9 protein-coding genes are annotated in these 11,980 nt (G+C 47.6%); 3 read left to right on the top strand and 6 right to left on the bottom strand.

Annotation, left to right across the window (positions count from 1 at the left end; genetic code table 11):
- Positions 1-23: 23 nt before the first annotated feature.
- Together M1D30_RS01395 and M1D30_RS01390 are read right to left on the bottom strand one after the other, a co-directional pair.
- Positions 24-2,612, bottom strand: a complete 2,589-nt coding sequence (locus M1D30_RS01395) for a hypothetical protein (RefSeq protein ID WP_248505477.1) — start codon at positions 2,610-2,612, stop codon at positions 24-26.
- Between the two features lie 427 nt (positions 2,613-3,039).
- Complete coding sequence (locus M1D30_RS01390) at positions 3,040-3,396, bottom strand: response regulator (protein ID WP_248505475.1); 357 nt, start codon at positions 3,394-3,396, stop codon at positions 3,040-3,042.
- A gap of 133 nt (positions 3,397-3,529) precedes the next feature.
- On the opposite strand from M1D30_RS01390, the gene M1D30_RS01385 reads away from it, so the two are divergent.
- Complete coding sequence (locus M1D30_RS01385; RefSeq protein ID WP_248505473.1) at positions 3,530-5,539, top strand: alpha-L-arabinofuranosidase C-terminal domain-containing protein; 2,010 nt, start codon at positions 3,530-3,532, stop codon at positions 5,537-5,539.
- A 95-nt stretch (positions 5,540-5,634) separates the two neighbouring features.
- Here M1D30_RS01385 and M1D30_RS01380 read toward each other — a convergent pair whose 3' ends face one another.
- From M1D30_RS01380 to M1D30_RS01365, 4 genes are all read right to left on the bottom strand, one after another.
- Positions 5,635-6,747 (bottom strand): hypothetical protein, encoded by a 1,113-nt coding sequence (locus M1D30_RS01380; protein WP_248505471.1) that lies wholly within the window; start codon positions 6,745-6,747, stop codon positions 5,635-5,637.
- 102 nt (positions 6,748-6,849) lie between these two features.
- On the bottom strand, positions 6,850-7,269 hold the full coding sequence (locus M1D30_RS01375; RefSeq protein ID WP_248505469.1) for a hypothetical protein: 420 nt from the start codon (positions 7,267-7,269) through the stop codon (positions 6,850-6,852).
- Between the two features lie 211 nt (positions 7,270-7,480).
- Positions 7,481-8,515: a hypothetical protein gene (locus M1D30_RS01370; RefSeq protein WP_248505467.1), complete on the bottom strand. Its 1,035-nt coding sequence runs from the start codon at positions 8,513-8,515 to the stop codon at positions 7,481-7,483.
- A 153-nt stretch (positions 8,516-8,668) separates the two neighbouring features.
- Positions 8,669-9,148: a hypothetical protein gene (locus M1D30_RS01365; protein ID WP_248505465.1), complete on the bottom strand. Its 480-nt coding sequence runs from the start codon at positions 9,146-9,148 to the stop codon at positions 8,669-8,671.
- Positions 9,149-9,680: 532 nt separating this feature from the next.
- Between M1D30_RS01365 and M1D30_RS01360 the strand changes: the two genes are divergently transcribed.
- Positions 9,681-10,808: a DNA polymerase III subunit delta' gene (locus M1D30_RS01360; RefSeq protein ID WP_248505463.1), complete on the top strand. Its 1,128-nt coding sequence runs from the start codon at positions 9,681-9,683 to the stop codon at positions 10,806-10,808.
- Between the two features lie 6 nt (positions 10,809-10,814).
- Complete coding sequence (locus M1D30_RS01355; protein WP_248505461.1) at positions 10,815-11,975, top strand: regulatory iron-sulfur-containing complex subunit RicT; 1,161 nt, start codon at positions 10,815-10,817, stop codon at positions 11,973-11,975.
- The last annotated feature ends 5 nt before the right edge of the window (positions 11,976-11,980 follow it).

The following is an 11,980-nucleotide window of genomic DNA, read 5'->3' as shown; positions in this document are numbered from 1 at the left end:
TAGCGTTTTTATTTTTTAATTTCCTAATCATCCACAGATTGAGAGATATCCAGCAGCAACGGCTTGTCAATCAGGTGAATAACAGCCGATGAGCTCGTCTCGATATTATTTGCTTTCTTCGCATCAGCAGTGTCATACTGATACTCACGTGCCATCAGGTTATACAGACGAGGATTCGTTGTCACCACCTTCACCGGCTGGCGCTTGTGGTTAGGATCCTTCTTGCAAGCCTGGTCCACAATGGTGATACCATCGTCCGTCAGGTTGGCTGTCAAACGATAGAAGCGCTCTGTAGAGGGGTCAATCACAGCCGTCTCGAAGTCGGCACTGTCTTTCTCGGCACCAATAAAGAGGGCATTATCCTGAATATGATACTTCACAAAGTTCACAATCTTCAGCGAGTCGCGTGTCTTGGCCGACAGGTTGCCTGCATTCTCATAAGCCTCCACCTGGTCCCAGGTAGGCAGTTTCTTGGCATCCTGCAGCGCCTGAATGCTGGCATTCGAAGGCACATATACAGTATAATGATAGGTGTTGAATGCCGACACGTTCTGTCCTGCCGTTGCATTGCGCTTGTTGTGGACGCTCTCGAACAGTCCACTGCCATCCATCAGTTCCAGGAACTTTGAGAACTCCTCATGCTCGGCCAGTACGTCGCGCACGGTCTTGCGGGTTGTCATGATAGGCTCGTCGTCCAGGATATAGGCTTTGCCGTTGCCACCCTTGGTCTGGTCGTACACCTGTGTCACGTGCAGGGGCTTTCCCTCGTTCATCTGATAACTGCCTTCCACGGTCATGCCATTGGCACCAGCCTTGGCGTTCTTCACGCGGATCTCTGTGCCACCTTTGGTACGGAAATACTCATGGCCATCCTCCACATTACCAATCACAATATGGGTTTCCAGCACGTCCTTCAGGCGGTTCTTAATGGTATACTCATCAGTGATTCTGCCAATTGAGTCGCCCACCATACCCGTCTCAGGGTCGTAGTTCCATACGCTGGCCCACACGCGCTCTGCCATTCTCACCTTCGACTTGTCATAGTGGAAGCGCAACAGCTGACGCTGGTTCTTGCCATACGAGCATGGGTCGATATACTGAAGCAGAGCCTGGTTTCTGGGAATAAAGAAGCTGTAGGTTGAATTCAGCGAGTTCAGATACACCTTATATTGCAGCACATCCTTATCGATGGCCCACTTGATGATGTTCATCGTCTCGTTGATAATTACAGGATAAGACACACTGACAAAGGCAGTCGGCGTATATACCTTATTAGTCAGGTAGACAGCACCGTTACAAGCCAGCCACACAGAGTCGATATCCTCCACCTTCACACCCATGGGGTCGTTGGCATCGTTCAGGATGCCCGAGAACTTAGAAGGTACGGAGTTAACAAACGAACCCAGCATGTTCACGTTAATCAACTCGTTAATCACGTCGTTGGGCACGTTCTCCAACTTGCCATAATAGTCGCGCAGCACCTTACCAGCACCATTGTTCCAATAGTCTGTCAGGACTTTGTCGGAAGGCACCATCATCACAGCCATATCGCGCTGCATGGCAATATTTCCTTCCTGGTCGTTCAAACCTGTATAATAGTCGTTCCACTCAGGGTCGAACTTCAGCAGTCCACTCACTGAACCGTTGTTTGGGGCTGAGTTGACAGCCTTGCCGCCCTGCGACTTCTCTGAGAAGAAACGCTTCTGGAACACCGTGTCCACATTGGCGTCATACAGATAGTTGTACTGTCGTGTCACCTCCTTGTCCAAGGGGAAGGGGGCACAGAAACGCTCCAGCAGACTGTTCCACATGCTGACGTTCTGCTTACTGCGAATCAGCTCGGCCATGTTGGGCAATGGGGTGATTACCTCGGCCATCTTATGAATAAAACCATTCGAGCACTTGATGTTCGGCTCGTCCACCGACACACCATTGATGCTGGCATCACCAGCCTTACGGGTGGTGGTATAGTTGTTGATAAAGTCATAGTCGGCATTGGTGATGTGCTTGTTGGTGAGCTGCTTCTCGATGAACTGCACCAGAGGCACCTGCGAGTTGTCCGTCATGCAGACCATGGGCTTGTCGGCCTCGCGATAGGGTTTCCAATAGCGGTTGTCGGGCATCTGAGAGGCCGTCAGCACAGCCACCGAGTCGTAGGTAGAACTCGACGAATAGCGACGCATACACTCACCTTCTCTGGGTGGATTGCCTTCCACGCTGGGCAGACTGTTCAGCTGCATCGAGTTGTTCATCATACTGCCAAAGAGCAGCAGTTTCTTTTGTGATACTGTCAGGTCAGCATAACGCTTCACGCCCCACGAGTTGTTCTTAAAGAACCGGTCGTAGGCTGCGTCGTCGGCCACGAAGAGTGTTCGAGAGCCTGTCTTAGCCAGCACCTCACGAAAGCCCAGTTCATCAATCAGACGTACCGTGTTGGTGTAGTTCCCCTGTTCGTCCAGCCAACTATAGATGCTGGCTCCCCATCCATCGGGAGTCGTTTCATCCAAGTCGTAGTCCGAACAAGACATCAAGCCGCCACCACATGCCAGCAACCACCCGGCCACCAGCAACCAGCGTCGACTCCGTTTTAGGATTTGTCTTTCGGTTTTCATACGTTTGAATTTTTGGAATTATTGAGATTTTTTTCTTTTCTTTGCGCATCATTAAAAAATGCGATGCAAAGTTAATAATAATAATAGTGATGCATTTTATGCTACGTCCGAACGACTTTTCTATTCGTTGCTACCCGTTTTTTAACTGTCGCATGTGTTTTTCTATTCGTCTCATAAATGCGAAAAACCCGCATTGCTGCGGGCTTTTTCTGTCATTTACAATCAAAAAAATGCGGTTATATGTTCTGTAGTCTGTGCTGGTCTATTTTTAAAATAATAATATCCTATTCATATCTCTATGACTTGGATTTCAGGTGCAAAGGTACAATGATTTGCTGAACCCTGCAATCCACATTTATATGGATTTTAAACCAAAAAAAATCCAAAATAGATATGAATAGGATATTCTGTTGGGGTATAGGCCAACCTATTCGCCTACATATTTAGCAATGGTGCTCAGACACAACTGACTACTTATGGGCTTCGTGAGGAAATCCACGCAACCGGCATCGAACGCCAACTGGCGATCACTCTCGAAAGCATTTGCCGTCAGGGCGATAACAGGCAGGTCGGGCATCAGTTCCTTCAGCTTGGCTGTTGCTTCCAAACCATCCATCACAGGCATCTTGATATCCATCAGCACCAGATCGAAGCCACCCTTCTGAGCCAACTCCACAGCCTCCTTGCCATTACAGGCTCTTTCAAACTCATAATGATTCTTCAGGATGTAGGTCATCAGGATGTAGTTGCTGTCATTGTCTTCAGCGATTAACAATCTTTTCATGTGCCAAAATATTAGTTCGTTAGTTAATAAGTTACAAAAGTAATACTTTTATCCGAAAAACCTTTGTATTTTTCAAACTTTTAACTAATTTTGCACAGACAGAAATAAGCAATCACTTAAAACACTACAAGACATGAACTTAAAACTCATCTCTCTTTCACTGGCTTTCGCCGCTTCACTCTCTGCTCAGGCACAGCATGTGATGAACGTGAACGCCAAGAAACTTGGAGCACCAGTTCAGTCGACCATGTATGGTATCTTCTTTGAGGATATCAACTATGCTGCCGACGGTGGTCTCTATGCAGAACTTATCATGAACCGTTCGTTTGAATTCCCCAACGCCTTTGCAGGATGGGACATCTCGGGCAAGGTTTCACTGAAGAACGATGGTCCTTTCGATAAGAACCCCCACTATGTGCGCATGGCTCCTGCCGGCCATGGCGACAAGCACACGATGATCGAGAACCAGGGTTTCTTTGGCATCGGTGTGAAGGGTGGCGAGGAATATCGTTTCTCAGTATGGGCCCGTGTGCCCGATGGCGGCAAGGCCAAGCTGTGGATCGACCTGGTGGACAACGCTACCATGGGCGACGACCAGAAGTTGGGCAACACCAGCGTGGACGTAAGCGGCAAGGAATGGAAGAAATACACCACTATCATCAAACCAAGACGCACCTTCGACAAGGCACACCTGCGTGTGTGGGGCGACAGTAAGGCTACCACTGATGTGGAGCATGTTTCGCTCTTCCCTGTCAAGACATGGAAGGGTCGCGAGAACGGCATGCGTCAGGACCTGGCACAGGCACTGAACGACATGCATCCTGGCGTGTTCCGCTTCCCTGGCGGCTGTATTGTTGAGGGTACCGACCTCGAGACACGCTATCAGTGGAAGAACACGGTGGGCCCCGTTGAGAACCGTCCCCTGAACGAGAACCGCTGGCACTACACCTTTACCCAGCGCTATTTCCCCAACTATTACCAGAGCTACGGACTGGGCTTCTTTGAGTTCTTCCAGCTGTGCGAGGACTTTGGTTGCGAGCCTCTGCCCGTCATCTCTTGCGGACTGAGTTGCCAGTTCCAGAACCCCGACCCCACCAAGCCTGGCGTACATGTGCCTGTAGATCAGCTGGATGAGTATATCCAGGATGCACTCGACCTGGTGGAGTTTGCCAATGGCGACGTGAACACCAAGTGGGGCAAGGTGCGTGCCGACATGGGCCATCCTGCTCCCTTCAACCTGAAGTTCCTGGGCGTGGGCAACGAGCAGTGGGACTACGACGAGAAGCATGGTGGCTTCGGCCCTGTGTTCACTGAGCGCCTGAAGAAGTTCAGCGACGCCCTGCGTGCCAAGTATCCCAAGTTGAAGCTCATCGGCACCACAGGTCCTAACTCAGAGGGTTGGGACTTCGACCTGCTGCAGCCTCGCATGAAGGAGCTGAAGGTGGACCTCTACGACGAGCACTACTATCGCAACGAGAAGTGGTTCCTCTCGCATGGTCTGCGCTACGACTCATACGACCGCAAGGGTCCTCGTGTGTTTGCTGGCGAGTATGCCTGCCACGGCAGCGGCAAGAAGTGGAACCATTTCGAGACATCACTCTACGAGGCTGCCCACATGACGGGCATCGAGCGCAATGCCGACCTCGTTCACATGGCTACCTACGCGCCTCTCTTTGCCCATGTTGAGGGATGGCAGTGGCGTCCAGACGCTATCTGGTACGACAACCTGCGTTCGTTCAAGTCGGTGAGCTACTACGTTCAGCAGATGTTTGCCATGAACAAGGGCACCAACGTGCTCTCGCTCACCATGAACAAGAAACCTGTTGCTGGTCAGCCTGGTCAGGACGGTCTCTTCGCCTCAAGTGTGTTCGACAAGACCACCAACGAGGTAATCGTCAAGGTGGTCAACACCTCGAAGCAGGCTCAGGACATCACACTCAACCTGCAGGGCATCAAGGCCAGCAAGGCTGAGACCATCACGCTGAACCACAACGGTTCGATGGACGATGAGAACACGCTGGACCAGCCTGAGAAGATCACACCAAAGCAGGGCACCATCAGCCTGACTGAAGGCAAGCAGCAGTCTGTCATCACAGACAACGTGCCTGCCATGACCTTCCGCATCTACAAGATCAAGAAGTAATTGCAGTAAATCTTTTAATATAATACTCCCCCATCGTGGTCAACATGACACGATGGGGGAGTTCTTTTTTATGATACCTTTATATACCTTATATATTATAGGTTATATCTTAGTGTCGCCATAAGTCCCAGGTTGTTGATACCAATCTTATCGCCATTAGGAAGTTCTGTCATTCCAGCTGCTTGATATCGTGATTCTAAGAAAACAAGGTCAACACCCACATCTACGTGTTTCGAGGCCGTATACTCCAAACCAAAAGACTCTCTAAACGCATATCCGAGTTCCGTTCCTTCGATATCCCTATAATAAGATAAGCCAACACCAAGAGAAGCAAAAAAACGAAAAGAATCAGAGATAGACGTTCTTGCCACAACACAAGGACCTGCATACGACACTGAATAATCCCAGTTTTTATATAATGTAAGCATGTTGTCAGGAGTCGTGACGTTCTTACGATAGTATTGAGCATCAAAGCCAAAACCCCAATTCTGTCCCTTTATCATCGCATAGGATAAGGACATACCATAGCCTCGCAGACCATATCTGTCACTGCCATCTGGAAAACACATTTTCGAAATAGTCCACATAGGACCTACAGCAACCTTCAGTGTATATTCCTCTTTTGACTTATCCTTTATCACAGCCTTGGATGTCTCACTCTCCCAACTATCGTCTTCCACATAATTATCCTGATTAATAGAGGCCTGTGCCAGCATCTCCATCTCCTGCTGTCTCTGCTCTTCCTGTCCAGAGATAATCGCTTGCTGCTGTGCTGCATTCATCTGCTGCACAGAGGGTTTCCTGCGGATGGTCTTCATCTTTAGCAACTGACGAACACGACGGTCCGAGAGGGTGAGCGAATCGGCCAGCATACCATCAACATAGGCCACTGTGCTTTTCACACAGTTGTTCTTAACGTCCACTGTGTCAATCACCAACACATTGCCACCCTTCCTGGCCGTCTCCTTCACAGCCAGGTTCAGCATCTTGCCATATTGCTTTCTAACTGAGGCGCCTTTACCATCCACGAACACGCGGCCAATGGCCTTCGCTTCGGCTGGCACATCATCGTTAGCACCAAAAATCATCACTTTGTTGGTTGGTTGAGGTTCAAAGTCCCACATCTGCATCTCCGATGTCACCTTTGGTGAGCAGCCCACCATAGCGGCAACCAGAGAAAAAAGCATATATTCTTTTATTCGGTTCATGTTGTTTGTATTTATAGAATGAAATAATTTCGGTTGCAAAGGTAATCTTTTTTCTTTAAACAACAAATAAATTGACAAAAAACTTACGCAACAAAATCAGTATTACAATTTATATGGAGTTTTAGTTAAATGTCTTTCAAGCATTATAGCTCCATTGCCTATTGTAAGACGCCAATATGACCAATCAATAGCATTTGACGGGGGATAATTCACTATCTCCAGTTCCTTACAACTCCGTTTCCTCTTTACATAATGCTTTGCATTCTTTCCTTGAACAACAAGCATCATATCGCCAATACACATATAGCCAACAGTTATTCCCTTATTTCTGATCCATGAATCTATAGTAAAATCGCACATAAGATTCTCTGGATACAACACCATTTTCATTGGATCACCTTCTTCAAGCCATAAACGAATATAATGTTGCTTACTCTGCATTCGACATGTATCACGAATTTCTTCAACCACAGGCCTCAAAATATTTATAATAGTAGAATCACGAAAAGCAACTTCATGCATTCTTATCTTTATTTTCGCACGACTATATGAGAGTTCACTTTTATTTTGACCTTTTGGGGTCAATGTGAACAGACATAGTCCAACCAGCATAAAGAGTATATGTATGTGTTTCATCTAATACTATATATTTCGTTTAACAAGAATCAACGGGACAGGTATGATTTCTCTCAGTTGTCATGAATTCAAGCGTCTATCCCCATGATATTTATCCTTATTTTTTTCTTATTAATCCAAGATTATGAATCGGATTTAGACTAGAATCCTTTTTCATGTATGCTTCACTTGAGAATCCCATACCATAATAATAGAACAACCCTGTTGACCATAAGCAATATGCTATTGTCAATCGTACGTTATCGGAATACTTCTCATTAAACAAGAAACGTCCAAGACTATCAACATGACAATACTTATCAATAAATTTTTCCTGAGTGGTATTTCTAAAATAAGATACTACCATAGAATCCAACACGAATCGTTCTCCCACCTCGGCATCATAATAGTCGACATAATTGGGCATGCCATCTGAAAGAGGAGGTGTAACCTTATCTTTTAATACTGCAACTTTAAAAGAAGAATAATCAGGATATGCACCTGAATAATCCTTATTAAAAAGTATCTTCATATAGAAGCCATCTTCAAGATAAACAAATCCATCTCGATTACGCACAAAGAATTGTTCATCGTCCTCTACCATCAGCTCATCATCACAATCTTCATCAACCACGATAATCTCCTCACTTTGCTTAGGAGAGGAACTGCTGAGAAATGGATAAGTCAAATCCCCAGTCTTTGACTTGCTTTCAAAGACCTTCATGGAACATTCTCTCAAATAACCAAAGAGATTTTTCATTTTTCCATCGATATCATCGTCATAAAACGACCACACCTTGTTGTCGGAAACGATAACACCTATCCATGCGAAATAAATATCATCCCCCGTTTCTTCTTTGATAATATACTCCTCATCCCTTACATCATCAAGCAAGTTTTCCAGTTTGTCCAGTTCTTCAGTACTCAGTTTCCCATTCTCCTTTTCATAATATTGATGAAACATTTCCATATCATAGTCTTCCAACGGACGATTATTAAAAAGCATTTGCAGCAAAGTATCGCCATATAAACCTTCTTGCCATCCCGTACAGACCTGTATAGTTCCATCTTTAAAAATTCTAGTCATTCCCAAGTGGCCGCCAGATTGTGTAGTAAGATAGAATCTACATATTTCATGATCACCTTTTTCCACAGTGTTGCAACCATATATTAGTAACGACATAAATAACAATAAACTATATTTCATCTAATACTGAATTCTTTCGTTTAACAAGAATCAACGGAACAGGTATCTGATTTCTCTCAGTTGTCATGAATTCAAGCGTCTGTCCCCATGATATTCAACTTAATTTATCCTTACAAAGGTGAAAACAAATGGAGAGGAAGACGTAACATTATACCATTCGCGTGGTTCAAAAGAAATCTGGAGTTCTCGCTTCTTTAAGATAAAGCGATATGGATAATGCATAGTAGATGGTGAAAACAAATCCATATACCCAGAAACAGCATCATTGCCTATATCATACGCCCAATCTTCCTCAAACGATATTATATTACTTACCATCATTTGCGAAGCAGAGTCTGACTCAACGATTAATTCGTTTTGTATATCAGAAGATTCCCAAGTACCGTCCTTGCAGAATGTCCATATTATATTCTGAGAAGACTTATCATCTTCATTTACCTTTAACAGTCTCCATGAGCCAACAATTCTTTCACTTGGATTAGTAGATGCACCAACATCATTGGAGTCTTCACAATCGTTGCAACCCTCTACTCCAAAAAACAGTAACAGAGATGCCATTGTGATAATCAACTTTTTCATCTTCATACAGATAATCATTTATGGTTATTCAAAACACTTTTGCAAAGATAATCAAACATTCGAACTCTGACAAATAATTTGCGTAGAAGTTTTGTGACAAGCACAAAAAAAACAACATAAATCTAGGCCAAGTTTTTGCCGCCTTTTTACCCCCAAAATGCGCGAATCCCCTGGTACCATGGGGCTGGTACTCACAGTACCAACCCCTCTGGTACTCTCAGTACCAACTCAATTCCAAAATTTGGTACGCACAGTACCAACGCTTGGTAGCGTCAGTACCAAGCCTTGGTAGCCACACTACCAAGCGTTGGTAGCCAGGCTACCAAAGGGTGGTAGTGAGCGTACCAAAATGCGGTAGCGTGGATACCAAGTTTTGGTAGTCAGAATACCATGCAAAGGCTCTATTTCTAAGTATTTTCCAATATAATTTGGTAATTATTGGAATAATTCGTAACTTTGCATCCATTATGTGCTATAGACGCCGGCAATTCTGCTAACCAAGAATAACGGCGGACAACAACAGACAGAAGAATTGAAGTTCAGCGAAGTAATAGGACAGAAAGAGGTGCAAGAGCGCCTGGTGCAGATGGTCAAGGAAGACCGCCTGCCACACGCCATGATGCTGTGCGGCCCTGCCGGCAGTGGAAAGATGGCGCTGGCCGTGGCTTTCGGCTGCTATCTGCTGGGACTGAAGGACAACAAGGACGTGGACCAGCCTGAACACCCGATGCTGGCGAAGCTGGAGCATCCCGACCTGCACTTCACCTACCCCACCATCAAGTTGCCATCGATGAGCAGCGACCACAAACCCGTGAGCGACGACTTTGCACACGAGTGGCACGACCTGATGATGCAAGGCCCCTACTTCACCCTGGACCAATGGCTCACAGCCGTGGGCGCTGAGAACCAGCAGGCCATCATCACGGCCGGCGAGAGCGACGAGCTGGTGAGAAAGCTGTCGCTGAAGTCGAGTCAGGGTGGCTATAAGGTGAGCATCATCTGGCTGCCAGAGCGCATGAACATAGAATGCGCCAACAAGTTGCTGAAACTGATTGAGGAGCCCCCCACCCAGACGGTGTTCCTGATGGTGTGCGAGGAGCCCGACAAACTGCTGGAGACCATTCGCAGTCGTGTGCAGCGCATCGACGTGAAGAAGATAGACAACGAGACCATCCGTCAGGCACTGGTGGAGCGTCGAGGCATCAGCGACGATGCCGCCCAGCGCATCAGCAGACTGGCCAACGGCTCATGGCTCAAGGCCATGGAGGCCCTGCAGGCAGGCACAGAGAACGAGCAGTTTCTCGACATGTTTATGATGCTGATGCGACTGGCCTACCAACGTCGCGTTCGCGAGCTTCGCAAATGGAGCGAGACGATGGCCGGCTTTGGACGTGAGAAGCAGAAGCGCTTCCTGCAATTCTTCCTCCGCATGCTGCGCGAGAACTTCATGTATAACTTCCAGCAGCAGGAGCTGGTATATATGACGCAAGAGGAGGAGGACTTTGCCAAGAACTTCGCCCGCTTTATCAACGAGGCCAACATCCTGCAACTCTACGACCTGACCAACCTGGCCATACGCGACATCGGTCAGAACGCCAACGCAAAGATCGTGTTCTTCGACTTTGCCCTGAAAATGATTGTATTGCTCATTCAAAAATAAATATAAATGGAAGAGAAACAGAGAACATACGAGATACGTACAGGTTGTGACCGCGGACTCTGCCGCGCTGCCGTGGGACGACAGGACCGCCAGTTGAACACCTACGACTGGCTGGCCGACGTGCCTGGCAACGCTGAGACGACCGACCTGGTGGAGGTGCAGTTTAAGCACACCCGCAAAGGCTACTATCACAACGTGAACAACCTGCCACTGAAGAAAGGCGACATCGTGGCCGTGGAGGCCAGCCCTGGTCACGACATCGGCGTGGTGACACTGACAGGACGACTGGTGACCCTGCAGGTGAAGAAGGCCAACCTGAAGAGCAGCGAGGAGATTAAGCGCGTGTATCGCCTGGCCCGCCAGGTGGACATGGACAAATATCACGAGGCCAAGGCTCGCGAGCACGAGACGATGATTCAGAGTCGTGAGATTGCCAAGAACCTGGGTCTGCAGATGAAGATTGGCGACGTGGAATATCAGGGCGACGGCCAGAAGGCCATCTTCTATTATATCGCCGACGAGCGCGTGGACTTCCGCCAGCTGATCAAAGACCTGGCAGCCGCCTTCCATGTGCGCATCGAAATGAAGCAGATTGGTGCACGCCAGGAGGCTGGACGCATTGGCGGCACAGGTCCATGCGGACGCGAGCTCTGCTGTGCCACATGGATGAAGAACTTCGTCAGCGTGTCGACGGGTGCTGCCCGCCACCAGGACATCTCGCTGAATCCACAGAAGCTGGCTGGCATGTGCGCCAAGCTGAAGTGCTGTCTGAACTACGAGGTGGACGACTATATCGAGCACGGCAAGATACTGCCCAACCGCGAGATTGTGCTGCAGACACTGGACAGCGACTATTATTACTTCAAGGCCGACATCCTGGCAGGACTCATCACCTACTCTACCGATAAACGCATTGCCGCCAACCTGCAGACCATCACTGCCGAGCGTGCCAAGGAGATTATCGAGATGAACAAGCATGGCCAGAAGCCTGGCGACCTGCAGCCCGATGAGGAGAAGCAGAAGAAGCAGGAGAAGGCTCCTGTTGACCTGCTGGCAGGCGATGATATCCACCGCTTTGACAAGGCCAAGAAGAAAAAGAAGAAGAAAAAACCGCAGAAGCCTAAGAACGAGAATAAAGCGAATGAGAATAAAGCTGAAAAGGAATAGGATTC

It is taken from the genome of Prevotella sp. E15-22, from assembly GCF_023204875.1.
Lineage (GTDB): Bacteria > Bacteroidota > Bacteroidia > Bacteroidales > Bacteroidaceae > Prevotella.
The sequence above is the reverse complement of the archived record's forward strand: the minus strand, read 5'-3'. Positions and strand labels throughout refer to the sequence as shown.

Bases quoted from the DNA above. Each gene is read 5' to 3' on its own strand.
- M1D30_RS01395 (WP_248505477.1), bottom strand. From the start codon at position 2,612: ATGAAAACCGAAAGACAAATCCTAAAACGGAGTCGACGCTGGTTGCTG.
- M1D30_RS01390 (WP_248505475.1), bottom strand. From the start codon at position 3,396: ATGAAAAGATTGTTAATCGCTGAAGACAATGACAGCAACTACATCCTG.
- M1D30_RS01385 (WP_248505473.1), top strand. From the start codon at position 3,530: ATGAACTTAAAACTCATCTCTCTTTCACTGGCTTTCGCCGCTTCACTC.
- M1D30_RS01380 (WP_248505471.1), bottom strand. From the start codon at position 6,747: ATGAACCGAATAAAAGAATATATGCTTTTTTCTCTGGTTGCCGCTATG.
- M1D30_RS01375 (WP_248505469.1), bottom strand. From the start codon at position 7,269: ATGCATGAAGTTGCTTTTCGTGATTCTACTATTATAAATATTTTGAGG.
- M1D30_RS01365 (WP_248505465.1), bottom strand. From the start codon at position 9,148: ATGAAAAAGTTGATTATCACAATGGCATCTCTGTTACTGTTTTTTGGA.
- M1D30_RS01355 (WP_248505461.1), top strand. From the start codon at position 10,815: ATGGAAGAGAAACAGAGAACATACGAGATACGTACAGGTTGTGACCGC.